The sequence below is a fragment of the Methanomethylovorans hollandica DSM 15978 genome, assembly GCF_000328665.1.
GTDB lineage: Archaea > Halobacteriota > Methanosarcinia > Methanosarcinales > Methanosarcinaceae > Methanomethylovorans > Methanomethylovorans hollandica.
The window spans coordinates 534923-561675 of sequence record NC_019977.1 but is presented as its reverse complement, the minus strand read 5'-3'; the positions used below and the strand labels follow the sequence as shown (position 1 = coordinate 561675).

At 43.9% G+C, this 26753-nt stretch carries 26 protein-coding genes and 1 other RNA gene; 9 read left to right on the top strand and 18 right to left on the bottom strand.

What is annotated here, in order from left to right; translation table 11 throughout:
* Positions 1–76: 76 nt before the first annotated feature.
* The 15 genes from METHO_RS02740 to METHO_RS02670 all read right to left on the bottom strand — a co-directional run bounded on the left by METHO_RS02740 (position 77) and on the right by METHO_RS02670 (position 15244).
* Complete coding sequence (locus METHO_RS02740) at positions 77–5227, bottom strand: cobaltochelatase subunit CobN (RefSeq protein WP_015323995.1); 5151 nt, start codon at positions 5225–5227, stop codon at positions 77–79.
* A gap of 108 nt (positions 5228–5335) precedes the next feature.
* Entirely contained in the window at positions 5336–5698 is a 363-nt protein-coding gene (locus METHO_RS02735) for a DUF2149 domain-containing protein (RefSeq protein WP_015323994.1), read from the bottom strand.
* Positions 5695–6318 carry a MotA/TolQ/ExbB proton channel family protein gene (locus METHO_RS02730; protein WP_015323993.1) on the bottom strand — a complete coding sequence of 208 codons (624 nt, stop codon included), beginning with the start codon at positions 6316–6318 and terminating at the stop codon, positions 5695–5697. The genes METHO_RS02735 and METHO_RS02730 overlap by 4 nt, the downstream gene beginning before the upstream one ends.
* 2 nt (positions 6319–6320) lie before the next feature.
* Positions 6321–6992, bottom strand: coding sequence for a DUF2162 domain-containing protein (locus METHO_RS02725; protein WP_015323992.1), 672 nt, complete (start codon positions 6990–6992; stop codon positions 6321–6323).
* Between the two features lie 475 nt (positions 6993–7467).
* Complete coding sequence (locus tag METHO_RS02720) at positions 7468–7617, bottom strand: 30S ribosomal protein S27ae (protein WP_015323991.1); 150 nt, start codon at positions 7615–7617, stop codon at positions 7468–7470.
* Between the two features lie 12 nt (positions 7618–7629).
* Positions 7630–7953 carry a 30S ribosomal protein S24e gene (locus tag METHO_RS02715; RefSeq protein WP_015323990.1) on the bottom strand — a complete coding sequence of 108 codons (324 nt, stop codon included), beginning with the start codon at positions 7951–7953 and terminating at the stop codon, positions 7630–7632.
* Positions 7943–8524 carry a GTP-dependent dephospho-CoA kinase family protein gene (locus tag METHO_RS02710; protein WP_015323989.1) on the bottom strand — a complete coding sequence of 194 codons (582 nt, stop codon included), beginning with the start codon at positions 8522–8524 and terminating at the stop codon, positions 7943–7945. The genes METHO_RS02715 and METHO_RS02710 overlap by 11 nt, the downstream gene beginning before the upstream one ends.
* The gene (gene spt4, locus METHO_RS02705) at positions 8525–8710 is read right to left on the bottom strand and encodes a transcription elongation factor subunit Spt4 (RefSeq protein ID WP_015323988.1); all 186 of its coding nucleotides are present in this window, start codon (positions 8708–8710) and stop codon (positions 8525–8527) included.
* Between the two features lie 2 nt (positions 8711–8712).
* A complete protein-coding gene (locus METHO_RS02700; RefSeq protein ID WP_015323987.1) occupies positions 8713–9285 on the bottom strand; it encodes a DNA-directed RNA polymerase in 573 nt (190 codons plus the stop codon).
* A gap of 126 nt (positions 9286–9411) precedes the next feature.
* The gene (locus METHO_RS02695; protein ID WP_015323778.1) at positions 9412–10521 is read right to left on the bottom strand and encodes a transposase; all 1110 of its coding nucleotides are present in this window, start codon (positions 10519–10521) and stop codon (positions 9412–9414) included.
* A gap of 112 nt (positions 10522–10633) precedes the next feature.
* Entirely contained in the window at positions 10634–11002 is a 369-nt protein-coding gene (locus METHO_RS02690; protein WP_015323986.1) for a PilT domain protein, read from the bottom strand.
* A complete protein-coding gene (locus tag METHO_RS02685) occupies positions 10999–12225 on the bottom strand; it encodes a translation initiation factor IF-2 subunit gamma (protein WP_015323985.1) in 1227 nt (408 codons plus the stop codon). The genes METHO_RS02690 and METHO_RS02685 overlap by 4 nt, the downstream gene beginning before the upstream one ends.
* Before the next feature lie 325 nt (positions 12226–12550).
* On the bottom strand, positions 12551–13708 hold the full coding sequence (locus METHO_RS02680) for a formate--phosphoribosylaminoimidazolecarboxamide ligase family protein (protein WP_015323984.1): 1158 nt from the start codon (positions 13706–13708) through the stop codon (positions 12551–12553).
* 79 nt (positions 13709–13787) lie between these two features.
* The gene (locus METHO_RS02675; RefSeq protein WP_015323983.1) at positions 13788–14396 is read right to left on the bottom strand and encodes a stage II sporulation protein M; all 609 of its coding nucleotides are present in this window, start codon (positions 14394–14396) and stop codon (positions 13788–13790) included.
* Entirely contained in the window at positions 14393–15244 is an 852-nt protein-coding gene (locus tag METHO_RS02670; RefSeq protein ID WP_015323982.1) for a DUF63 family protein, read from the bottom strand. Before METHO_RS02670 ends, METHO_RS02675 begins: the two co-directional genes overlap by 4 nt.
* Positions 15245–15450: 206 nt before the next feature.
* Here METHO_RS02670 and METHO_RS02665 point away from each other — a divergent pair, with 206 nt between their 5' ends.
* The 8 genes from METHO_RS02665 (at position 15451) to METHO_RS02630 (ending at position 24185) form a co-directional block, all read left to right on the top strand.
* Entirely contained in the window at positions 15451–16485 is a 1035-nt protein-coding gene (locus METHO_RS02665; protein WP_048831204.1) for an NAD(P)-dependent glycerol-1-phosphate dehydrogenase, read from the top strand.
* Positions 16486–16508: 23 nt separating this feature from the next.
* Positions 16509–16958, top strand: coding sequence for a UPF0179 family protein (locus METHO_RS02660; protein ID WP_015323980.1), 450 nt, complete (start codon positions 16509–16511; stop codon positions 16956–16958).
* Between the two features lie 84 nt (positions 16959–17042).
* The gene (locus METHO_RS02655; RefSeq protein ID WP_015323979.1) at positions 17043–17666 is read left to right on the top strand and encodes a DUF2150 family protein; all 624 of its coding nucleotides are present in this window, start codon (positions 17043–17045) and stop codon (positions 17664–17666) included.
* Between the two features lie 115 nt (positions 17667–17781).
* Positions 17782–19188 (top strand): coenzyme F430 synthase, encoded by a 1407-nt coding sequence (gene cfbE / locus METHO_RS02650; RefSeq protein WP_015323978.1) that lies wholly within the window; start codon positions 17782–17784, stop codon positions 19186–19188.
* A gap of 140 nt (positions 19189–19328) precedes the next feature.
* The gene (cfbD, locus tag METHO_RS02645) at positions 19329–20456 is read left to right on the top strand and encodes a Ni-sirohydrochlorin a,c-diamide reductive cyclase catalytic subunit (protein ID WP_015323977.1); all 1128 of its coding nucleotides are present in this window, start codon (positions 19329–19331) and stop codon (positions 20454–20456) included.
* A gap of 10 nt (positions 20457–20466) precedes the next feature.
* On the top strand, positions 20467–21261 hold the full coding sequence (cfbC, locus tag METHO_RS02640) for a Ni-sirohydrochlorin a,c-diamide reductive cyclase ATP-dependent reductase subunit (RefSeq protein ID WP_015323976.1): 795 nt from the start codon (positions 20467–20469) through the stop codon (positions 21259–21261).
* A gap of 5 nt (positions 21262–21266) precedes the next feature.
* The gene (cfbB, locus tag METHO_RS02635; RefSeq protein WP_015323975.1) at positions 21267–22739 is read left to right on the top strand and encodes a Ni-sirohydrochlorin a,c-diamide synthase; all 1473 of its coding nucleotides are present in this window, start codon (positions 21267–21269) and stop codon (positions 22737–22739) included.
* 255 nt (positions 22740–22994) lie between these two features.
* A complete protein-coding gene (locus tag METHO_RS02630) occupies positions 22995–24185 on the top strand; it encodes an NAD(P)/FAD-dependent oxidoreductase (protein ID WP_015323974.1) in 1191 nt (396 codons plus the stop codon).
* On the opposite strand, the gene rnpB is transcribed toward METHO_RS02630, so the two are convergent.
* From rnpB to METHO_RS02620, 3 genes are all read right to left on the bottom strand, one after another.
* Positions 24180–24530: RNase P RNA component (gene rnpB / locus METHO_RS13165), an RNA gene on the bottom strand. The genes METHO_RS02630 and rnpB overlap by 6 nt on opposite strands.
* 146 nt (positions 24531–24676) lie before the next feature.
* Positions 24677–24901 (bottom strand): hypothetical protein, encoded by a 225-nt coding sequence (locus tag METHO_RS02625; protein ID WP_015323973.1) that lies wholly within the window; start codon positions 24899–24901, stop codon positions 24677–24679.
* Positions 24902–24973: 72 nt separating this feature from the next.
* Positions 24974–25525, bottom strand: coding sequence for a TMEM165/GDT1 family protein (locus METHO_RS02620; RefSeq protein ID WP_015323972.1), 552 nt, complete (start codon positions 25523–25525; stop codon positions 24974–24976).
* A gap of 181 nt (positions 25526–25706) precedes the next feature.
* Between METHO_RS02620 and hisG the strand changes: the two genes are divergently transcribed.
* Entirely contained in the window at positions 25707–26579 is an 873-nt protein-coding gene (hisG, locus tag METHO_RS02615; RefSeq protein WP_015323971.1) for an ATP phosphoribosyltransferase, read from the top strand.
* Positions 26580–26753 lie beyond the last annotated feature (174 nt).

The following is a 26753-nucleotide window of genomic DNA, read 5'->3' as shown; positions in this document are numbered from 1 at the left end:
AGCCAAACCAATTCCCTGGCCATCGGCCTAAAAGAGGGAATAGGCACTTCCCTGAAGAGAAAAGTGCCATAGGATATCACATTTTCCTCTTTCTCATGAAGCCCAGGAACACTGCTCCGGCTGCTCCTACCACCAGCACAATAGCAACTATATCAGAACCAGAGAAAGTAGGGGTACTGCTTTCAGGTGGAGCTACAGTTTCCTTGGTCATCTCATACCCTTCTACATAGTTCTCAGGAGTAGACTTCGGAGCTTCGGGCGCAGGCTGGCTAAGGTCTGTGCCTGCACCAATCTGAGATTCTATAGTCTGGTTTGATGTAGAAGTTGTGGCCTGGTTAGTAATTTCCAGTTTCGGACCACTGGAACCACGGCTACTACTGCGGCTGGAAGTGCTTTCCTTCACTGGCTCACTGGTAGCTTCCTCTATAAGTTTCTTGTATTCTGATGCCGTTTGTTCGTCCACCAGACCTGGGACGGACATTACACCCTGTATGAACTCATCCAGTGAAGGATTGCCACAGGTATGATGACAGCATGTGACACCATTTTCCACCACCGATTCAACATATTCTTTCACCAGGTTCTCGACCACTTCGTCCGAGGCGTCCCAGGAATCCTTCCTTACGGTCTCAAGCATCCTTGCTGTAATGGACTGATACTGATATGCATTATCCTTAAGGAACTCATCCAGTCCAAGGTTCTGGGAATCCAGTATATATGTTTCATACATCTTGTTCCAGTCAGAATCGGTTACCAGATCAGGTGTGGTGGCTTCCCATCCCCACATATATTCCATGGTCTTCATCATTTCCCTGGCACCTGCATAATCATATTCCATCATACCGGTTATCCAGTTGGGATTGAGGTATCTTGCAGTCAGTTCAGCACTGAAAGCTTCACTTAGCGTGATGATCTCCGGGTTGTCTACGCTGGTCAGATCAGAGATGTACATCGAAGGAGACTCACCTACGATCGACTTTACAGCAAGTCCGAGTGCTCCGAAATAGGAATAATAGTCATCATTGTCTATGAGACCGTAAAGGTTCGAAGTATCACTGTGTATGGCCGAATCCACTCCTCCCAGGTTCAGCTCGAACACATCCTCATAATTAACACCCCATACATCTTTACCGTATACGTTGGACATGCGGGATATGTACAGGTCGGCAACTTCTGACGAATTCTCCCAGGTATCGCTTGCCTCCACTGCTTCGGAAACACCCGTACCATAAGTACCTGTGGCCTCACTGAATACCCTGGACATAGAAACATTGTGTGCAACGCTTTCATTATATCCGCCTGCCAGCATTGTATCTTCTATTGCAAGTGAGTTCCATCTGACATAGTTGGTTTCGTTTGTTTCATTAAGTTCAGCAACCATGCGGACCGCTGTATCCATCAGTTCTATCTGGTATGGGAAGGTGTCACGATAGAGTCCCGATGTTGTGATCAGCACGTCTATTCTCGGATGTGTCATCTCTTCCTGCGGGATCACTTTGAATCCGGTTATTCTTCCGCTGGTCCTTTCCAGTTCCACACCCAGAAGGGCATAGATCTGTGCTTCCATAAGACCTTCATGTCGCATTGTTTCCACTGACCACATGACAAAGGCTACCTTGTTGGGATATGTGCCATTTGAGGCATAGTAGTTTTCAAGCCAGGCGTCTATGACGGCATCTCCCATGGCTTCGGTCTCTTCATCGGGAATGGTCCTCTGGTCAAAGCTGTAGAAGTTCTTACCTGTGGGCAGTGCACCCGGGTTGCGGATAGGATCATTGCCTGTACCAGGTTCTATATACTCAGCATTAAGTGCCCTTAATGTCTGGTCGATCTCACGTGTGGTCTGAGCCAGGTTATCTGCATACTGCAGCGCCAGCTCAAGATCGGCTGTGATATTGGCATTTGTAAGACCTATTAACTCAACCTGGGCAGTTGAAACGTTAGTTGCATTCAGCAGGGTGGCATTCAAAAGTAACATGGCATCAGAATCTGCTTCTATTTCCCAGTCTTCCTCGGTTCCGTTATCTTTAGCCAGCACATTATAGATGTGATCGCTGAAATCATCACCCAGCACGGACCTTACCATAGATACAAGCTTCTCACCTTCAGGAGCCACCCCAAAGACATGAAGACCATACGGGATGAGCTCTGATTTCATATCTTCAAGATAATCCTCCAGCACGCTATTCAGGAAGTTCTCAAAGTCGTCATCTGTCATATTATACAATTCACCAGTTGAGACTTCCAGATCCTCTGCAAGGCTGAGATTACCGTAAAGTTGTATCGTGCTGTTACGATAGAGTGCCATCATTCCAGTTTTATTGTCACTTTTTGCATCCTCATAGTTCTGGATCTTCTCACTCATTGTGGCAAGGTCGCCATAAAGACCGGCTTCTATTATCGGTGGTGTGAGATGGTCTATTATGACAGCATTGCCTCTGCGTTTTGCCTGTGTACCTTCTCCCACATTGTCCATGATATACGGGTAGACCACAGGGGTTTCAGCCACCATGATAGACGGATAGTCATATCTCCACAGACCAACTTCGTTGCCCGGGAGCCATTCCTGTGTACCGTGGGTACCAAAGTGTATCATAGCATCTGCATCGTATATGTCGTTGATCCAGAAATATGTCGCAAGATACTGGTGTGTGGGCGGTATTGAGGAATTATGATATATAAGAGACTCATCTGAAAGGGTTGCCCTGGTTGGCTGGGGTATAAAATTGACATTTCCAAGCTGGATAGTAGGTATTACAAAGTACTTTCCACTTCTGTTCTCATAGGTCATGACATCACCTGGAGCTTTGCCCCATGTGTCCTCTACTTCGGTGCGTACGCTCTGTGGCAATGTTTCGTACCATTCAAGATATTCGTCCACCGGCAGAAGGGTCACATAACCTGACTGTACGACCTTCTCAAGTTCCCCTGGAGCCCATGTGCCTACATTCCTGCTTTCAATGAAAAGATCGATGAACTCACTGCCATTTGGAATTGTGCCATTGCCTATGTTATAGCCTGCTGCCTGCATGTCTTCCAAGAGCAGAGTAAAGCTTGAACCGATATCCAGGTAGCTGGCACCGATGTTGTTCTTGCCGCCCTCGTGGTTGTAGTAAAGGATGGTGATCTTCTTGTCAGCATTTGTTTCTTTTCCAAGCTCTGCCCATGCAATGGCCCTGTCGCATAGCCATTCGACCTGACATTTGATTGGTTCATAGTAATACTGCTCTGTTGCTTCGTCCTGCACCCTTCCGGCTAACCAGATATAATCGGTAAGCCCGTCTATTTCGGGCTGTGTTACCTGATATGGAATGGAGGTACTGCTCAATCCCAGCACACTTTCATTGAACTCGTCAGGCGTCTGGTAATAATCCTGTATAGCTTTAATTACAGGCACATTGTACTTTTGCAGATATTCTATCCCTTTTTCATGGTCATTATAGTTAAGATAGAAACCTTTTACCGAGATTATTGAATCAACTATCACTTCACCGTTCATGGTGAAGTAATCCACATCATCCTCACATACGGCATAAGTGGTGTAGATCACATTGCATCCTCTTGATTCAAGCTCTCTGATGATCGCGTCCTCGGAATTGTATTCTATAGAGGTCTTACCCAGCCTATTACCTATTATTCCGATCGTAGGAGCTGATGCATTGTAACCGTGGTCTGCATACCATGCCAGATATTCGGTACTGTTGGCAAAGGTTCTTGGGAAGGCATCCGGATGATATATCCCATCATCCGGAATAATTGGTTCATCTGCAACAGAGTGCTCAATATAGACGTTCTCAAGGGTAGCTCCGATGCAACGGATCCAGTTCTCCATATTAATGTATCCGTCATTGAAGAGATATTCTGTCATTTCAACGTATGGAGGATTAGCCATGTCTATGGTGGCTATGCCATAAACATCTGACAGCATCCCGAACATTCCGATTTGGGCACCGTTGTTCTTTGCAGCAAGGAGCTTGTCTTTTATCTGAGGAAGTTCGTTGGCTCCCACCATGTATAGCATGATAACATCTTCGTTAGTGAAATCATTGGAGCTGTTTATGGCTTCTCCGCCTGTCATCACATTGACATTGAAACGGTCGGTAATCACTGTTCTTTCAGCAAGCACCTGCTCCATATAATATACACTGGTGTCCGAATTGATGATGTAAGTAACATTCACTTTCTCTTGCACGACCGCTGGTGCGGCAATCGTTTGCCCTGCAAAGGCACCGGAGAACTTCTGGCCCATGAACTTCAGCATGTTTCCCATGTTGGCCTCTCCGCCCTGCACCCAGTATCTTTCAATATCAGTGTAATTGGCAGAATAGAGGTCTGCATTTGGCAGGGTAATGTTCTCGGAAAGATTGTAACCAATGACCATTGCACCATTAGCTTTGGCAGCATTTATGCTGGCACCCCAGTTCGTAACAGTGGCTTCATCCCTGGATTCAATGAATATCATGGAATACCCGGAGAAGTCAAGATCCTGCGGTACTGTTTCACCCCTTGCAATAACGGTCGTACTTAGCTCCGAGGATATATCCGCTCCAGCCGCTGCACTATTAAGGGCAGCAGTATTAACATCCGTGCCCAGGACGAACAGGAACTTCACATCACCAGTACCAACTGCACTGCCGCCTGTTGAACTGTTGTCATTTGAGCCATCATCGGTGGGGCTTTCATTGCTGTTAATAATCTCAGAAAGGTTACTGTATTCTGTTGCAAGATATATGAACAGGTTCTCTGCATTTGTGAGCCCATCACCGGTTGTACCCATGCTGTTGTAGTAGGTGCAGATAGTATCGTTGCCCTCACCATCCGAAACATAATCAAAATATGAAGGTGCACTGCTTGTACGTATGCTCAGCAATGAAGCACCATTGTCGTGTGCTGCCTGCAGGGTGGCGTTTACTGCTCCATTGTTGGAATTGTAGACCTTACTGCCTACCATATCACAGAATATGACATCCTGAGTTCCTAAAAATCCGCTTCCAACCGCAGAGAGCAGTTCATCGCTTGCAGAATATGAAGCATTGTATGCTGGAATATATGTGAAATCTATATATGCGCTGTACACATTTGTCTGACTTGCAGATTGCAATGCATCGCTTGGCGTGTACGCGATGTAAGTTATGTTTATTTTCTCTCCGGCTGCCGATACCACTGTTGTTAAGGATGTCAACAACAATACACTTAATACTAATGTAAGTACATATTTTCGTTGCATGTTATCCCCCGATAACGTGTGCTGAGCACTTCGGATACATTGCTTGGCGGCGGTACCGAAGTGCCCGCTTATTAGACCTTTTGCTTTTTACTTCACTTTATGAACAAATCAAGTAGTAGTTTCGTTCCCATCATCCGGCACATACACAACTCTGCCATCCGCCAGTTTGTAGGCGGTGCCCAGAACATCACCTGTACCGCCACCGATCTGATCGGTGAGATTCATCACTTCAATGGGTTTCCCTTGCTCCTTTATAATTATCTTCATATCCTCCTGCCCGGGATTCTTCACGATGGTTATGTCCTCAGTAGGGCTTAACAGTTCAGGCATCTGGTATGACATAACCAGTGCCAGCATCAGAGCCACGGCAAAAACCATGGCGGTATCGAAAAGGTTAGCAACCCCTTCAAGGGGATTCCTTTCCTCTTCATCGTGTAACAGACCGGTTCGCCTGTAACGTCTCTGCCTCATACTTTTACCTCGATGGTATCAAGTATATAATCAATATCTGCCATATCCTGCCAATACCATCTCTTCCTAATCTGGGTGAGTATGTAGGCCACGCTGCTGGCAAAAAGACCTACAACAGTAGTGGCAAAGGCGATCATCAGGTTGTGTGAAAGCTGCACAACATCTCCCTGAGATAATGCTACAAGCGCCGGGCCAAGAGGTATGAGCGTGCCCATCAGTCCCAGCATCGGGGCTATGTTTGTGATGATACGGGTCTGCTCCAGCCTTTTGGCCATTTTGATCTCATATTCCTGAGAGACCCATTCTATGGCAGGGATCCTGTCCTTTTCCAGATGAACAGCTGCAGCATTGGAGAAAGCAGTGACTATATAGTTCTGCTTTATTGTTCTTAGAGCATCAGCTGCGGCTTTAAAATTAGATTCCTTTACATGGTTTTGCATAGTAAAGCAGGTACCTTCCAGATTCTCAATATCTCTGTTCCTCTTCGCATACTCTGAAAGGAATTCCCCTATCAGTATAAGGGACAACAATGATAGTGCCACTAACAGGATGATCACAGGGTAAAGCAAAGAAGCAGAAAATGTATTCATTATGCTATTGATCACAGCGAACAGGCTCATTTTTATTCACCTTTGAAAGTATTGATGACATACCCGCAGGCTATGATACCAGTCATTATCAGCAGGGGTATTATGTGAAGTTCCCCTCCTGTATCAGGGATCTGGAGCTGTTTAGATTTTATGTAAGCCGGTACGAGCATGGAGCCAAGCAGATAGAATATACCCAGGAACATCATCACAGCTCCAAGGTCTTCGGGTGTGCGGTGCATTTTCCTGAAACCCCAGCTTGACGATATGACAGTGATGAAGAAGAAAAAACCGACCAAAGCCCCTATCCTGAAGCCGCTCCACCCGAGGGTTGATGCAAGTATCATACAGGACACGAACAGCGCGGTGAGGCATACGGGACATGGCACAGAGATGAAAAGGAAAGTGTGCCTTGACACATCATGTCCACATGACCATTTTTTCTGGGTGTATATCCCTGCACCTATGAGGAGCAAGGCCACAACAACGTGCAGGGTCATACCCATACTGGTTATCACATCCAGCCGGGACTGGTCCACCAGTTCTATAAGTCCGCCAAGAATTACGGAAATGACAAAGTAACTTGCAGCAATGATCAACACATCTCTTCTGCGGATGTTGGAAAAACCACATCCAACACCTGTCTTCAGGGCAAATATCATTATCCCTAACAGGATACCAACGACTATAGCATAAACAGAATTCATTTCTCTCCTATCCGTTTCCTTTTGTTTCATATAAGTTGTGTGCTTTAATAAGTAGTATATAGTTTAAAGCAATTAGCAAATGCCAATATCCAAATATATGAGAATTAAATATTGATGTTTATTTAATAGTTATTCCCATATACACACTTAAATACTAGATACGTTTTCATTTTAGATAATAACTGGCACTACTTTAGCCTACTTATATTTTTCGGCACCTCCCAATCAAATAATGAATATATAAATAATATAGAAGTACTAAATTATCCTTAAGAATGTACGATAAAAATTCTCAATAGACAGGACAGTATCTAAAACAATATTTCTGCATTTAGGCCCCTGTGAAGAACTGAAAATACATTTTGCTTATGTATGAAACTGGAAATCCAAAAATTACTTTCAGTTGGTCAGTGAGTTTAGCAAGTATGGTGGATCGATAAAATAAAAAAAGAAAGAAAAAGAAGAAAAATTAAATTTATTTCTTGAACTCGGTGTAACCACATTTGCCGCAGGTACGCCTGTCCTTGTGTTCAGCAAGGAATACGCCTTCGCCACATCGTGGACATGTCTGGTGGGTCCTTTCGAGCTTATCGCCACTGACCTTGTAATAATCTTTTACTGCCATTTTTCCACCTGCTTACTCTTCCGTTGATTCTGCCGCTTCTGTGTTTTCCTCTGGTGCCTCAGGCAGCTTGTTCCTTTCGAGGATATGTTCCTTTTCGATCTTTTTCATGCGGGCAGCATCTTCATATATCTTTGCGTAGCCATTAAGCTTCTGCCTTCCGAAATCGTTTTTCATCCTCTGAATAACTACAAGTTCCAGTGGTACGTTCATTAATGCTGCCATCTTGTTCTTTATATCCAGCCTAGCAGGGGTGGGGCCTTCGAAAGTTACCTCGAAATTAAGCTCACGCCTGTTGAGAAGTACGTTATTTTTATCCTCAATGATTTTAATATCCATTGAATTTCCTCCGAATGTCTATCAAACTGTTCCTTTCTTCCTGCCCATGTATCATCTTGTCCAGCAGGTCAAGGATCTCTTCCTTTTTGGATTTTGTGATTTTGACAAGTACCACACCTTCATCCGGCTGCCCGTATAGTACAACCGAACCTTCAGGTGCCAGCAGTATTGCAGGCAATGCTGCAAGGTCCTCTTCGCCGCGCACGAATATTCTTACATGGTCCTTTGATATAATGGCGTCATGGACCACATTGATCAGATCCTCGGTTATGACCCCGGGAGGATTATCCACGAATATTTCACTGAACCCTGTATGCTTTGTGCCCACTACTACATGGGCTGACGCCGGCCCACGTTTTGTCCGGTCATCAACGACAAGGATGTCCGGAATGATATTTGAATTGAGCAAGTGGAATGTAGTAACATCACCCACCGATATAAGTTTTGTGGGACTACCCAGGTCTTTGGAAAGCTTCTGGATAGTATCATCACCAGTACCTGTGTAAAGAACACCAAAGGTCTTCCTTAACAAAGGGCGCAGTTCTTCCGGCAGGTGTATCGTTTCCACCAATTACCGCACCTTCAGTGCATATCGGTCAGCTACTTTGATCTCCATTTTCTGGGCTATTTCTGAGTTTTCCGGATCCACGATAATTACCATGCCACTCCAGTCACTGCTAAGGTTGCTGGAACTGCATACAAGGCACGTTTGACCTGTGACTATCCTGTGGCACTCCCTACAAACCTGTTCTGCCATGTTCAAACCTCTTCCTGAGCTTTGGATTTAGCCATCCTTTCCTCTTCAAGCCACTCCAGTTTACCCAGGGCATTCTGCCTCATTGTAAGACCTATCTTACTCTCCCTTGGGTCCCTCTCATTAATGCTTAGGGCAACTATCCTGGCCCTAACCTTATCACCCTCGCCAAGTGAACGGTTTCCTGTTTTGCTCATGAGCCTGCCATTCTTCCCATCATAGGACATGAAATCATCAGTGATCTGGCTTACATGTAAGAGACCATCCATAGCACCTATACTGACAAAAGCCCCGAACTCCACAGTCTCAACAACTTCTCCTTCAACTACTTCCTGTATCATGGGTGTGAATACGATGGCATCAAAATCCACATCATAATAAACTGCACCATCACCCACAAGGATGTGACCTTCACCTACTTGTTCAATTTCCGTGATAGCAACGATGGCACCTATATGCTTATCAAGCCTGCCTTCAAGCTTCTCCCTCAGTGCATTCTTAACATTGACCTGAACATCCCCGCCCAAAAGATTAGGAGCTACCCGGATGGTATCAGAAAGTTTCATTTTCTTGTACATGCGATTATCTCCAAAAGCCCAGTTATCCTGTTATAAACCTATTTATATCTTATAATTTTTACTCTTGTTCATGACGAGGCCATCAAATTAGCTCCTTATATTTCTATTCTAATTTGATGTACTTTTTTAGAATAGCCTCCCAAACGAATTCCTGAGTTTAACTTTATTTTGCAATTCAGTAAGCACTAATAGTTGATAGGAAACGAAATTCAGCAGAGAGTAGAGAGCTCTGCTCTCTACTCTTATTCTTCTGACATCGAAGTTCATCGTATCTTTCATGTGGCCATGTACTTTTTCGCATTCTACTCTTTTCTTGTATAACTCCCAAAATAATTCATCGAGGATGTTTTGATTTCTTAGGTACATCCCAACTTGTTCTTGTCTTCCATTTTCATACAGAAACTTCAGCTTATTTTCTATTTTGGTATGAACCTCTCCACCAAGTTTCCACATTTTGTTCACCCAATGATCAATCCTCTCTACTTCACCTTCTTTGTGCAATACTGCATCACAAGAGTAGGAAATAATTGGTTTTGCATTCAGATGATACCATATATCTGCATTGTTTTGGAATGAGTCATAAGCTCCATCCGCAGCATAAAATTCAATATTAGCTTCCATTTTCTTTAATGCGTGTATGTGTTTGATAAGTTCCGTAGAATCAGAACTAAGGCCATTAGTATATGTCATAAATACCGGATAAGTTCCAATCATTGTAATGTGAGCTTTGTCCATTTTACATTTATAATGCGGATTATAATCCGCATATTTGTCATATCGTGAAGCTTCAAGAGGTGTTGAATCTATCTTGGCGTCTTTTAACTTTGAGCTTTTAAGAATCTTTTCGCCTACCATTATTATTAGTTCATTGACCCCATCTTCTCCAAGTCTATATTTTACAAAATGATGGAGGGTTCCAGCTGAAGGAAGTCTTATTTGCCCATTTTTATCACAGAACGATAGCATAATAGCTTCTTCTTCTGTTAAACTGGATACTGTTTTTTCATAAGAGAGATTCCTGAAGCACTTTACAATAAAGAGCTTTATCATTGAGGAAACGTTATATTTAAAATGCCAACGTTTGTTGGTATACACAGTACGTTCAACGTATTGTGAAATGTCTTCTATACAGAGAAAATGAAGAAATTGGCAAATAGAGGCAGTTTCTCTGTAAAGATAGTTTTCTATGGAGTCCTCGAAGAGGACTCCTCTATACTCGATAGATTTTTTATCCATAAAGAAGCAAAATTTTTTATATTTATAGCTACCACTGACCAAAAAAAAAGAGAATAGCAGTATCAACGAAAAAAGGAATAGGTTTTTAAATCAAAATCCTAATTTGAGATTCTCATGACAATAATTCCAGACGATTCCTTTGTCTGAGAGATATTACCCTGATGCCCATCTCAATCAACCGTTTCTTAAGCCCTATGTCATTTGTTAAAACAGCAGCCCCAGTAACTTGTGCAAGAGACACAATAATATCATCTGCATGCCCTTCCTTGGAAACAAGTTCACACCTCTGTGCCAAAGACCTACCGACCTTTGCAGCTATGCGATCCTGGCCCCTTGCTGTTGTAACAAGTCTGTCCAGCTCATTTAGCACAGCCAGAGGAACAATGAAATGATTAAAACCCAGCCTGTGTAATTCACTGAATATATCTAAATTGAATTGCACAGGTATCATCAGAGCATTAGTGTCGATTATCACCTTCAAGACTTTATGACTCCCACACCTATCAGGCGCCATCTTGAACCTATCCGCCTGCTGATAGCCACCATTGAACCGGCACTCGCACATACAGGCCTCTTGAGCTTTACTTCTGCAACGTTCTTCCTTGCACTTGTCACCACGCCCACAGTAGTGGCCGTACCTACATTAAGCATAAGAGGCTCACTGGTTCTGATAGAACCTATCTCTGCTTCATCGATCACGCCTACTACCCGTTCAAGCAGGTTTAGCTCAAGGGTGAATACATCACGAGTAGGTGGTAAAGTACCAGGTTTTCCTGCTACCTGCCCCACAAGAGAATCGCTCTTGGTGATAGCAGGGTCCAGTGAAGTACCTATTGCAAGCAGTCCTCCGGGCGTAGCCTTATCTACAGGTTCCTTGCCTGCAAAGATCTTTGATATCTTAGTGACTATCGGAACCCACCTGGTAGTTCCCTCACTTTCCAGTTTATATCCAGGCCTGATCTCCAGATCTTCGCCGTTAGACAAAAAGCCTTCTGTAAGAGTTCCACCAATCACGCCGCCTCTGATCTGTTCTATGGGAGTGCCTGGCTTGTTGATATCAAAAGAACGTGCGATAAGCATCTGTGCCGGTTTATCGATCTTATATTCCGGAGTGGGAATATGTTCTTCCATTAACTGGAGAAGAGCATCGATATTTATGTTCTGCTGAGCAGATACCGGAATTATCGGAGCGTTCTCTGCCACAGTACCTTGAACAAATCTCTTGATCTGCTTGTAGTGATCTATTACCTCTTCTTTGGATACCAGATCGATCTTATTCTGGACAATGATAAGATTCTTGATCCCTATAATATTCAAAGCCATCAGATGTTCTTTTGTTTGTGGCTGAGGGCATTCCTCATTAGCAGCTATCACAAGAATGGCACCATCCATAATAGCTGCCCCGGAAAGCATTGTAGCCATCAGTGTCTCGTGACCGGGAGCATCAACAAAAGAGACGGTACGCACTTCTTCTGAAGGCTCACCACATCCCGGACAGGTTTCAGATACAGTGTAACATTGTGGCTCAGGGCAGTTGGGGCATTTTCTGATAGTAGCATCTGCATACCCTAATCTGATAGATATTCCACGCTTCATCTCTTCACTATGTGAATCTGTCCACACTCCTGAGAGTGCGCTCACTAAAGTGGTTTTTCCATGATCGACATGACCTACCATGCCAATATTAACGCAAGGTTGACTCAATTCCTGATTTCCCTCCAATGGGCGAATAATATAAAAGTACGTAGCAATGCTTGCAATCGGTCAGATGACCGGATGATATCTTGCTCCAGACCGTTGTTATCATTTGGTTACTGGTATTTAAATGATTTCAACGTTTTACTAATGTCTACATGTTAAATCTACTTATCTATAGTAATCAGCTTAAGTTCGGAAATGAACAATTATTTCTGCTAGTATAGTGTGTGGATGAAAACGCATTTTAGAGCCTTCAAAAGGTTCATTTGCTGCCTGCAAGGATATCCCATCCACAACTAACATTACCATCTTTGCAAAATTAGATCTAAGTTCAGGTAACTATGCGACCCAACTCGTCCATTTCAATGGCTCTTCTTATCTCAAAAGCTATGCGCCTTCCGGTACTCATATTATTCCTCCAGATGGTGTTACCATACGGATGGCCTACTGACATATGCACGTTGGTCCCGCCACCGACCCTGGGTGCAACATCATAGATATAGAAGTTAAGGTCCTTGTCGATACAGGTCTGGAGGCAGAATGGACCTATAATACCCGGGTCATAGTATTTGCTTGCCGCATCAATGTATTTTTCGGCCAGCATGAACACATCCTCCAGAAGTGATTCCCGCAATGTGGAAGAATTATGTCCGCATACAGTGTATTCGGGGGTCAGCTGATGTTCTGCCAGAGTTATCTGTTGAGGTGCAGGCAGACGGACATGACCGTCCAGACTGGTTTCAAAGCGCCAGTCTATGCCAAGGATCTCCAGCTTGCTCATTTCTTCCTCAATGGGAGAATAGAACATATCAAAATTGAACACCGGGCCAATAATGTATCTCTCTATTCTTGCATTATCCAGAGCTTCCTGCGTGATCACGCCTTGCTTAAGCAATGCTTCTGATTTCTTAAGATATTCTTCATATGTCGCAGCCGTGAAGAAACCTCTCTCCAGCTTCTTGACAGCATGCGGGAGTTTCACTATTGATAACTCCTCTATGTCCTGAGGATCATTTATCCTTTCAGGAAAAGGAAGACCCGCCTTCTCCAACAGCCAATAGTAATCACGATCTATACCCCTTTCTTCGCTTCTGAGCATATTTCTGCTACCTACTATAGGTACAGCAAAGTCATTCTCTACCTCATCGATCCCGCAGTATGAAGTAAAGGACCTGTTTGGAATGAAAAGAATATTCTGATCACGCAGCATCTGCTGATTTTCAGGCAGCAATACTTCATTGAACTTCTTCAGCATCACTGCCTCATCCACAATACCGCGTTTTACCCTTCCGTATGCGTCCCTTTGGGCTTTGAAATAATGAGAATAGGTCTTCTCTCTTCCCTGCTGGCATATAGCAAAAGTGCGGAAATCCTCTTCCACAGCACCGTCAAATACATCTAATGCGGAATGAGAAGCAACTGCCCCGATCTTGATCTTGTCGGGTTCGTAATCCTGAACTATATCTATGATCTCTTTTCTGTCTATCATCTTATACCCTCTCTTGTCTTCACACATATCAATGAACTATATAGGTTTTGTGTCATGTTCTTTCAATTGTTCCTCGGGACTAGCTCAGCAGGCCGATAATAACTGAAGTGATAAAGGTTTCCACTGCAGCTGCTATGAAAAGCAATGGCATTATCCACAAGAAGAAGAACTTGATACCTGTGAGCATTTCTTCCTTTAAATGAACTGAGTCTCCCTTAAGAGAAGCAAGTCCTTTTATCCCCAGCCTCAGACCTATGGCTGCAGAGACCACTACCATAGGTATCTCAATGATACCATGAGGCAAAAGACCAGCCGTTAAATAAAGAAAACCTTGTTCCATCAGGATCTTGTGGCTGAAAATACCCAGAAAATAGCCATTATAAGCAATGAAAAAGAATGGCACTATACCAAGTCCAATTCCAAGTACCAATATGAGCAAGCTCTTAAGGGCATTGTTAAAGAAGATAAGGAACATTATTTGCAGCAAAGAAAGGTCTTTTAATAACTCCACCAGTCCTTCAAGCTCTTCCAAAGAGTTTAAGACCATATAGGGGTACATAATGGCAGTCAAATATCCTACAACTGCCGATATCACGAACAATAGGAACATGTATCCTATTTCTCTGCGAATGTTCTTTATGTATTGTAGCGCCTGCTCTTTGCTATTGATATCATACATGTTCATCATATCCCAAAAACCATGCGTATAGTGTTCCTGCATGCAGGAGAAAGACCGAGTACAAGTATCACCAGTTTCACAAAGGTCCGAAGATTGCGGGACTCCTCATCTTCATTGAAATTAGTATCTAATATATACAACACTGGAATAAATATGGCCAGCTTCAGAGGATACATCACCAATGCTGTTCCCGTCAGATCAATAAGATAAGAAGGAAGTACATGCTTTTCATAGTAACCAAGCATATCCACCCCTATGAATGTGGAGGAAGCATCCAGCATGTGAGCTCCAAGTATGGATATGTTCAATCGGTCCGTAAGTATTTCAAAACCTGTCTTTTTTGCTGTAATATAGACAATAGATGTGACCAGTATTCCCAAGCCGAGGATATAGATCAGTACCATGGGAAGAGCGACCTTTTGTATGCTAAGGAGCAAAAATATGTTAAACACGAACCATAGAGTGCCCAGGGAAGCGAAAATTGTTTCCGTACTATTCCCGGTCCATTTTTTGCTGAGCATTTTAGCTACTATGAGACATAACAGTGTAATAAGGAAGACAACAAAGTATATGATCGGAGTTATAAGAAGCAAGTTGAAAGGTTGTTGTATGGCTCCAGCGTCTTCAAGGACCCGCATGGAAGACCCGGCAAGTACAAAAGGTACTATTGCAGCTATGAACCTGCTGTCTGTCCGTATGTCCAGTTTTTTAAGCAGTTTGACAACTGCAAATATACATAGTCCAAGTATGATGGCCCATGTAAGAGTGTTAATTATATTATATCCTTCATCGTGCAGGATAGGGTCTATATAATATGTGTTTATAAATCCTGAAACCTTATCTATATACGAATTCATTGAACCTCAAATGTTTATGCGATCTGCAGGAATATCCTTATGCTATACTACAGGAATATCCTAAATAGAATTAATGTTTAATAACTTCTGTCATCAGGAACATTCCCACTATATCCAATATATAATTCAATAACTCAAAAAAACTACCTTACAAAATTATCGCAGGTATTCAAGTGATCCCACCCAGAGAAGAGAACTCCAAATGGATGCAATTACCCAGAGATATAGTAATAGGACATGGAGTCATCAGAGAAGTAAAAAATGTCTGTGATGACCTTAAGCTGGGCAACAATCCCCTGATAGTAACAGGAACACATACAAAGAACATAGCCGGAGATATAGTATATGACATCCTTGCAGATGCGGGTGTCGATCCGAGCGTGATAACTGTTGAATCAGCTACGGCAGAGGGAGTTAGACGGGTTGAAGAAGTTGCCCTTTATAATAATTCCAATTACCTGCTGGGTGTTGGCAGCGGCAAATCCATAGACGTGGCTAAACTGGCAGCCACCGAACTGGATCTTCCATTCATCAGTGTCCCGACGGCAGCTTCGCATGACGGCATTGTTTCTTCGAGAGCGTCCATACATGATGGAAAAAGAGTAACTTCCGTAGAAGCAAATGCACCCATGGCAGTAATTGCAGATACGGAGGTCATAGCAAATGCCCCATACAGGCTTCTGGCAGCCGGCTGTGCAGACATTATATCAAATTATACTGCAGTAAGCGACTGGGAACTGGCTTACAGACTAAGGAACGAGCCATTCAGCGAATATGCTGCGGCTCTTTCCCGTATGACCGCAAAAATAGTGCTTGACTCAGTCGATTCTATAAAACCGGAGCTTGAGAGCTCAGTACGGATAGTGGTAAAGGCACTTGTATCAAGCGGCGTTGCCATGAGCATTGCAGCTTCTTCAAGGCCTGCATCAGGGTCTGAGCACATGTTCAGCCATGCTCTTGATATGGTGGCACCAAAACCTGCGCTGCATGGGGAACAATGTGGTGTGGGAACTATTATGATGATGTACCTGCACGGAGGCGACTGGGAACGCATCAGGAACGGACTGAAAAAACTGCATGCTCCCACTACTGCTGCAGAGCTGGGCATTGAAGATAAATATATATTGGAGGCTCTGCTTCTAGCACATACAATTCGTCCGGAAAGGTACACGATACTCGGTTCAGGCCTTACCCCTGAAGCGGCAGAGAGAGTGGCAAAGATCACTAAAGTAATAGAATAATTCAGATCCAGGTGTGTGATGATATGGTTGAGGTAGATACTACAATAACCCTTATTGGATCCAGGCTTGCTAAAGAAGGCATGGAATTCATATTTGAAGGGGAGTCTAATGAGTGCAATAAATGTAAGCTTAAGAGCACATGCTTAAACCTTGAAAAGGGGCGCAAATATAAAGTTTTGAGAATAAAGACCCCTTCAGTACATGAATGTTTCCTTCATGACGGAGGAGTTATTGCAGTGGAAGTAGTGAGATCTCCGGTAGTGGCAATTCTGGATTCAAGGAAGGCCATCAAAGGAGCTAAGATCAGCTATGAGCCTCCAAAATGTAGAGATGTCCCGGATGATATGTACGATCTGTTCTTCCCTGAAGGGCTGCGCACCGGAGACAAGTGTACTATAATTGAGATTCTGGATAACATTGAGGATAGAGAGATATGTGGTTCTCCCCTGAAGAAGGTAGAATTACAGTTATGAGAATCAAAGTGGCATCAATCCGAATGTCTTTTATACTACTAGCAGAATGCTAAGAACATAGCGTAACCTAAAAAGAGGTGTTTGATGTCTGATACGGAAACAGAGATCCTTTCCCATGACTTTTATACCAGGGAACGGTGGAACAACTGGATAAACCAGGTGAAGGAAAGCGGTTTTGAGTTCACGGAATCTGATGAACCGCAGGATAAGGACAGTGCAGTGTTCATAAATATGGAGGATGACATCATCCTTGCATGCCTGAAAGTGGTAGCTAAATTCGAGAAGAAACTCATTTCCACGGAATCTGCATTCCACCTGATCTCTCAGATAAAGGATATCACTCTTGCAGAAATAGAACATATATCCGATGATATTGACATGATGATATCTTCAATGCAGACCTCATTTATCGGAACCTTTGCTGCCTTTGAATGCTACATCGGACAGGACTATAACAAGAAAGCAAGAATACCCACTCTGCTGAAACAGGCATTGGAAGCAGAGGCATCAGACAGTATAGAGATATCACTGGATAAGGTGGCAGAGATAGGTGCATTGATCATCAATGGACGTAAACTGCCGGAAGACATAATGGAAGATATCCCATACGGAATTGTAGCTGAGTGGATGGACGGAATCGATTCCATTGCTGCTGCAAAGGTGGGAAGTGACAGTTACAAGAATGATGAAGCTGACGACGAAAGCTGATATATCACATATACATTTTAAATTTGTTGCGGGCTGTTCCTGACCTCCCGATCTTTTTCTTTCCGTGCTCTTAGCCATCGTTGCACTTATCTAGGGTTAAGTGCTTTTTCCGGTTATGCACCGTTACCTTTCTGACCCCTCCGTAAAGAGTGTAGCTGTCCTCGATATGACACATGGCGGCATTATCATTGCACATAGGCTCAAAGAGCTGGGTTTCAATGTAACAGGGGTAGATGTTTATGGAACGATCTCCCCCGAACAATGTAATTCTATGGAGATGGATGGTATACGGGTGTCAGAAAAGAACTGCTCTGTTGAGGATCTGGACCTTATAATAAGCCCTGTTCACCTTTATCCCGATCATATTATGCTTCAGCAGGCAGAAGAGAAGCATATTCCCGTAATATCTCATCACAGAGCTGTTGGAGAGATCCTGAATATTAAAGATACTGGTGACCATACGCTTATGATAGAGGTCACAGGCACCAAGGCAAAGACCAGTACTGCTTCCCTGCTTGCTGACATGATCTCAAGGAAGCTTACTGTTTTGCTACACACTTCCAGAGGACTGGAGATGTGGGAAGATGGTGTATGCCGATTGCTACATAAAGGACTAAGCATTGCTCCGGGGAGTATTTTGCAGGCAATGGACATTGCAGGATCACTAAACAAGGAGATAGAAGCATACATATTCGAGATATCCCTTGGAGTCACAGGATGTGGAAGTGTTGGTATAATCACGACCCTTGACATGGATTATATGATCGCAGGCAAAACATCCATGGCAAGTGAAGCAAAGGTAAAGTCACTCATGAGTTACCCCGAAGATGTGCCCCTTGTGCTGAATGATAACTATAAGGGAATATCGCAGCAGCTCAAACCAGCACTTATGTCGAAGCACATAAGGACTTTCAGTACCCCGGATAAAAGTGAAGGCCTGAATTCGGATGCTGACTACAGGATAAGCATGCACGAGAACAGTTTATCTATTGCATGCGCAGGAGAAGAAATTAAGATCCGCCTTGATACCGGATATGATGCATGGTCATACAGGACAGCTTTTGCTGCATCGTGTGCCACTGCCCAGGAGATAGACATTCCATGGAAAACTGTGAAAGAAGTAATACAAAATTTCAGGGGTTTGCAGGGCAGGATGCAGGAAATTATACAAGAGGACATAACCATTCTGGACAACTCCAACTCTGGAATGGACATCTTTTCAGTAGAGAAAGCTCTGAGCTTGTGCCTGAAAAGAAATCAGAAAGTGATTATGGTACTTGGCGAAGAAGCTGCGCAGGTATGCGAAGGACTGCCACCGGAGGATGTTGCCGATATGCTCAGGAGCAGACTGCAGGACATGGATGAACTGATACTGGTGGGTGAAAGAATGAAGCCCCTGGCAACTGGAAATATCTACTATGCTGAAAGCTTTGATATGGGAAAAACACGCGCAATGGAATTTGCCCGGAAAAAGAGTGATGATAAAGTTATTATTGCTCTGTGTGTGAAGTGCTTCCGCTGAAAAGATGGGGCTTGATACATAAAATAGCCCTTTTATATCAGAAGGCTGTAGTATGTGCAAAGCGGCATTTGGTTAAGTGTAAAAAATCATACTTCTTGAAGTAAATATCATAACTATAATATGACATCATGGAGAATAGCATGGCTGCGAATGACATATCTATAATACATCCCAGACCGAGTTCTATAGTTGCCGCATTGTACACCCTGAGAGACCTGAATGTTGATGTTGCCATATTGCATGGCCCTCCCGGATGCTCTTTTAAGCATGCAAGACTTCTGGAAGAAGACGGGATACATGTAGTTACCACTGCCCTGGACGAGAATGGTTTTGTTTTTGGGGGACGCCGGGAGCTTTCCTCTGTGCTGCAAAAGGTCAATGAGATGTTCCACCCTAAATTGATAGGCGTAGTTGGAACATGTGCCAGCATGATCATTGGAGAAGAACTGCATGAACCGGTGATGGATGCAGATCTGGAAGTACCTGTTATAGAAGTGGAAGTGCATGCAGGATATGCAAATAATACCAAAGGAGTATTGATCACACTTGAATCAGCACTGGAAATAGGTGTAATCGATAGGGAAGAATTCGAGCGCCAGAAAGTACTCATGGAAGAGGCAACGGAAGTTGAAAAACGCCACGGTGCCGCCAGCAAGGAATACCTGGCCCCTTCAAGAGGGGATCTGAAGTACAAGGTGGCACAGCGTATCATAGAGCTGCTCAAGGAAGGTAAGAAAGGCCTTGTGATCATGAACGCAAAGAAGGAAACCGGCTATATGTTCGCTGATATCAATGTCGCCGTACATGAAGTTGCATCCCAGCTGGGAGTAGCTGCAAATGTGGTGAACATGGCAAACCTGGATGAGTCACTCGGTCTGCCCAGGGTCAGGGACCACGCCCGTAATATTATGCATGATCTGAAGGAAAGAGGAGTGCAAGTGCATGAGATCACAGGAGGCCTTGACGAATACCCCATTGCAGGCAATGTGGTAGATGAACTCATAGCTAAAAAATATGCAAACTATGATTTTGCTGTGATCACCGGTGTTCCTCATGCTATACCCATGGACCACATCAGCAACATGGAGATCATTTCGGTTACAAATGGTCCCCGTCAGGTGCTGCCTCTGAAGGAAATGGGTCACAGACATGTTGTAGTGGAGATAGACCTCCATCCAAAGACACTGGGAGTAAAGCATATAGTGGAGTCAGAAATGGGTGCCACATTGCGGGAAATGGTAAAAGAAATGCACGAAAGTTTTGTCTGAGGTAAGATACATGAAAAAACAGAAACGTATAGCCATTTATGGCAAGGGAGGCATAGGCAAATCAAGCACTGCATCAAATGTAGCTGCTGCATGCGCTGAGGAAGGATACAAAGTAATGATCATCGGATGTGACCCCAAGAGCGATTCATCCATCACTCTCCTGGGCGGCAGGAGGATACCCACCATCCTGGATCTGCTAAGGCAGGGAGTAAAAGTAAAGGAAGAGGACATAGTCTTCCACGGGTACAGAAATGTCAGATGTGTAGAGGTCGGTGGTCCTGAGCCTGGCATAGGATGTGCCGGACGTGGCATCATAGTGGCCATCAAGACACTGCGGGACATGTGCAAGGAAATGGATGATATGGACCTTATAATCTATGACGTGCCCGGAGATATCGTATGTGGTGGCTTTGTAGCCCCTATTAAGAAAGGGCTTGTGAACGATGCCTACGTACTGACATCAGGAGAATACATGCCCCTGTATGCTGCAAACAATATCTGCAAGGGGCTCAGCAAGATCGATACGCGCCTTAGCGGTGTTATCTGCAACTCCCGCAGCGTTACAAGAGAAGAAGAGATCGTGAGCAGGTTCGCTGAGGAGATAGGCAGCAAGCTCGTAGCCTTCATTCCCAAGGAACAGATCGTACAGGACTGTGAAAGGGATGGCTTCTCTGTGCTTGAAAAAGCTCCTGTATCTGATATCGCACAAGTATATCGCGATCTTGCCAGGACGATCATGTCTAATGCAGACTCTTCGCTGCCAAAGTCACTTGAAGATGAAAGATTAAGGGAACTTACACGCTGATCAGTATGAACACCTCCACCCACATAAAACCTGCAGCATCAGGCGAGGGGAAGCATATTCCCAGAGTGCTTATCTCTGCCGGAAGTTCGTCTTCCGGTAAGACCACTGTAACCATTGGCCTCCTGGCTGCTCTGTCAAAGGCCGGTTATAAGGTACAGCCGTTCAAGGTGGGCCTGGATTATATCGATCCCAGTTATTATTCAGATATCACCGGACGCCGGGCGCGAAACATCGATGGTTACCTCATGGACGAGGAAAGAGTACTTGATGTGTTCCTGCACGGATATGAAGTGGATGGAGAGGCTGATATTGCCATTATAGAGGGTGTGCGAGGGCTGTATGAGGGTCTGGAGAGCTACAGTGACATTGGCAGCACTGCACAGATTGCAAAGATCCTCAACTGTGCGGTCATCCTTGTCCTGAACGCCCGCAGTATTACCCGTTCGGCTGCAGCTATTGTTTCCGGTTTCAAGGCCTTTGATCCGCAGGTGAACATTGCAGGTGTGATACTGAATAATATTGGTGGCCAGAGGCATGCCATGAAGGCAAAGGAAGCCATCGAGCACTACACCGGCGTACCGGTGATAGGCATCATTCACCGTAACAATGAGATGATGATCTCTATGCGCCACCTGGGACTCGTACCTGCCATAGAAGAGCGCCGCAGGTCAGCAGATTTTGATACCAGGATAAACACTATCCGTGATGTGATCATTGAAGGTGTGGACATAGACAAAGTGCTGGACATTGCGCGGCAGACAGCTCCGCTTTCAAGACCCTCGGATACAATCTTTGTCCGAAGAGAAATATCACAAAAGCCAGTAATCGGCATTGCCCTGGATGAGGCTTTCAACTTCTATTATCATGATAATCTTGAACTGCTGCAGCTTGCGGGGGCGAAACTGCAGTATTTCAGTCCGGTGCATGACAAACACCTGCCGGATGTGGATGGGATATATATTGGAGGCGGCTATCCGGAACTGTTCGCTGCGGAGCTTGAGGCAAATATCTCCATGCGCGAAGATATGAAAGCAGCATCCGAGGCAGGAATGCCCATTTACGGAGAATGTGGTGGTCTGATGTACCTTACTGAGAAGCTCACGACTGGTGTCAAAGACAAAGGTACGTACCACATGGCCGAGATGCCAGAATCCACCTATGACATGGTGGGTGCACTCCCGGGACACACCCTCATGGGACATAAACGTGTGGTCAGCTACAACATCGGATCTCTAACCCTGGATACAGTCATCGGTAAAATCGGAAACGACTTTCGGGCCCATGAGTTTCATCACTCAGAAGTCACAGAACTACCCGAAGATGCCAAATTCGCCATCAAACTCTCCCGGGGCACAGGCATCATCGAAGGCTGGGACGGACTCACAGTAAAGAACACACTGGGCTGCTATGCCCATCTTGTGGCAAGTTCGTATGAAGAGTTTGCAAGAAGCTTTGTGGAGTTTATATATAACACATAACAAAGTTTCCTTGTGTATTTTTATTAGCACTCTTTGGACAGCATAGTTTTGTTCCAATGAGTCAAGCTAACACACTAACTATTCTCAACACAATGAAAATGAGAATTGTTTTTTGTACTGGACAAAAATAAGATTGCTACAAAGTCATATTTCATATCATCCGTGACCTGCAGAAAAATACATATATTTAGAAAGATTCTCTTGATTTAACTTTATGCCTGAAAACATCATACAGGCAATGAACAGGTGAAAAGTATGGATCATGATGTCATAGTTGTCGGTGGCGGACCAGGTGGTGCAATGGCTGCACGGACATGTGCTGAGAAGGGGCTGCGAGTGCTCCTTCTGGAAAAGGAAGAAGTACCACGCTATAAAGCCTGTGGGGGTGCAGTATCCTGGAAAGCATTAAAGCTCATTGGCCCTATAGATGATGTAAAGCCCCAATATATGTGTTACGGGGCTACCATACATTCACCTGCTATGAGGCAGTCATCACAAAAGATTAAAGAAGCGGCATCAATACTTGTTTTCCGCGATTCTTTTGACCATTTTCTATTAAAACAGGCACAGAACAGTGGAGCTGTCATAAATACCGGGGAGAAGGTAATCTCGGTTAACATAACAGATGAACGAGTACATGTTGTAACAACAAAAGGAGAGCACGCTGCAAAAATATTGATCGGAGCAGATGGTGTGAACAGCACTGTTGCCAGAGAAACAGGTCTGAGAAAAAAATGGGAACCGCAAGGGTATGGAATATGCATCGAGACAGAGATAGCACTAAGTTCGGAAGATGCAGAGAGATGTATCCTTGATAAAGAACTGATAGAGGCATATTTCCTTAAAAGCCGGGGATATGGATGGGTATTCCCGAAAGGGAACATAATGTCCGTGGGCATAGGCCTGTGGAAACCTAGTAATATGAAACCTGCACAGGCTTTTGATGAATTCATATCCTTCCTTTCTAAGGAAAAGGGAGTAGACCTCGCTGCACATATTGATCACAGGTTCATACACAGGGTACCTGTAGGTGGTATGAACAGGAACACCTATGGGGAAAAAGTGCTTCTTGTAGGAGATGCTGCAGGTTTTGTGGACCCTTTTTTGGGTGAGGGCATATATTATGCAGTTGCAAGCGGAGTAACTGCAGGTGAAGTGGCAGCTGAAGCTATCTATACTGGTACTGACCTTTCCTCTTACAGGAAGAGATGTGATTCACTATTTAATAACGATTTACATACCGCTTTTAAATTTGGAAATGCTTTCCATGAACATATAGAGAAGATATTTTACCTGTTCGATAAGGACCCTGAACTTTTTAAAATGTATGTACTTACAGGAAAGGGAGTTTATGGTTACAGGGAATACATAAAAAGGTCTGTGCTGAGAACACCCGTAACACTGCTTAAAATAGTTGAGAGCATGTTTAAAACTGCAAAGGAGTGAGGAGAGTAAGCTCCCTTCTGTTACTGCAAAGATCCCTTAAGTGCATGGCACTAAAAAGACAGCCTGTGGCATTTGCAGCTGCGGCATTCGGCTAAGCGTCGTTAACTTCGGGGGCGTTCTGAACACCGCTTATCCCTACTTCTGACTTGCACCCACGAGGATTCGCCGTTCCATCCACATTCCATACGACCTCAACCTTACGGTATCATTGCATTGGCATGGCTTGGTATCGTTTCTGTGCCAGAGCCCTGGCTCTCGCCAGACACCCTTCACAGGTGTTCGTGTGTTCAGACGGTGGGGAGACTTTCCTCAGATCATAGACCCGGAGGCCGCCCTTCCTCTCTCCGATACATAGAAAGCTACATCGGATATAAATGTAATGAAGACAGGCAAAAATTTTAAAAAAATGAACTGAGAAACCTTTATTTAAGAAACTGGATCATGTTCAATGATGTCCAGATAAAGAGGTTTATTTGCTGAACCCAACAACATCAGAGCTCTTTGACCCCGCAGCCACAACCTCGCGTCAGCAGAAAATCCATTTTTGCACGGATCTCTTCCTGGTGCATTTCAGACAGGATTTCAAACTCTGCCTTATGCTTCTCCAATATGTGATCCATCATCTTCTTCTTTGCGATTTCGCGATCTTGTTCTATAACAATGAAATCATCATTGAATCCAAGGTCCCTGCATTTCATGATCTGTAGTTTGGCCATAGTACTCCCTTCTCAGAAAGATAAGAGTTCATAGTAATTAAGGCTTAAGAATGAACAGCCTTTTATTTGAACTCAGAAAAAGAAAGTGATCCCTATCAGAATGAAAAGAATCCCAGCAGCTGTGGAAATAGTATGCTTATTGATCTTTTCCATAAGCTTCTTGCCAACATAGATAGCCATTGCAGACAATAGCAACAAAGCAAGGATCACACCTATAAATACCATCACGGGATCATACTGGGTAGCAAACAGAGCCGCAGCTAACTGTGTTTTATCACCCATCTCAGAAACAAGTATCAGGGAAAAACCCGATACAAAAGGACTTTTCAGTTCATATGATCCTTCATCCTCATCCTTATTCCTGTTGTAAAGCATCAGGATACCAAATATCACAAAAAGGAGACCTGCAAATAGTTTCACATAATCCAGGGGTACAACAGAAGCGATAAAATCGCCAAGGACAATAGCTATGCCATCGGTCAGCACAAAAGCAAGCATAACCCCGGAAAGCAGGGGACCATACTGCTTTGTCTTTGTGGACAGCACAAGGACAGCGAGCTGTGTTTTATCCCCAAGCTCTGCAAGGCCCACTAGCAGAAAAGGTATGAGAATGTCCTCTATCATGCTTTCTTCATTGAATAGGGTGTATATAAACCAATTGTCTGTCTTCAGTGCAATTGAATGGGACCCAACATAAATTCTAACACAGATAAATCATTTTGCTTTTTTCCAATCGAATATGCTTTATACCCCAGATAATAATTGCATGCCATATTAAACCGAAACATACGGAAAGGTTGGCACATTGATCGAAATAGCTATTCCAAAAGGTAGTCTGGAAGAACAGACACTTCTGCTCTTTAAGCAGGCAGACCTTGAAATAAAGAAGACTGACAGGCAATACAATCCTACCATCAATGACCCCAGGATAAAAAAGGTCAAGATCCTGCGCCCACAGGAAATCCCGCGCTATGTACATGATGGATACTTTGATCTGGGTATCTCAGGGCTTGACTGGGTAACAGAATCCAGCTCTGATGTTGTGGAAGTTGCTGATCTGCCCTATAGTAAACAGGGTTCAGGCAATGTCAAGATAGTCATAGCAGTACCTCAGGAAAGTGACATACGGAGTGCAAAGGACATTAAACCGGGTAGCAGAGTCTCTACTGAATATCCGAAAATGACACAGAAGTTCTTTGATGATCTGAACATCCCTGTGGAGATCCATTTTTCCTATGGTGCCACAGAAGCAAAGGTACCTGACCTCATGGACGTGGTGGTCGATCTCACGGAAACAGGTTCCACCTTACGCAGGAATGGGCTTAAGATAGTTGATCAGATTATGGAATCCTCTACAAAGCTCATAGCTAACAAGAAAAGCTGGCAAGACCCTCTTAAAAGACGGGAGATAGAGGAAATCAGGACTTTACTGCTCTCTGTCATAGAAGCACGGGGAAAAGTGCTCCTTGATATGAACGTCCCATGTGATAAACTGGATGCGATCATCGATTTCCTCCCATCCATGAAGAGACCTACAGTTTCTCAGTTGTATAAATCCGATTACTATGCAGTAGAGACCGTTGTCAGTAAGAACGAAGTTAACCTGCTGATCCCCAGGCTCAAGGCACTTGGTGCTGAAGATATCCTAGAAATGGACATTTCAAAAATAGTACGATAAAGAAGGTTTGTGAATTCAACAGACTGAGTATATACAGGTACACGCAGGCGTCTGCCTGCACACCACTCTTTATAGGTACAAGCACAACTCATCATAACAAAAACAATTATATATAAAACTATAGAAATATTAATATACCAATTCATAAAAGGTACATAATAAGAACAACAGAAA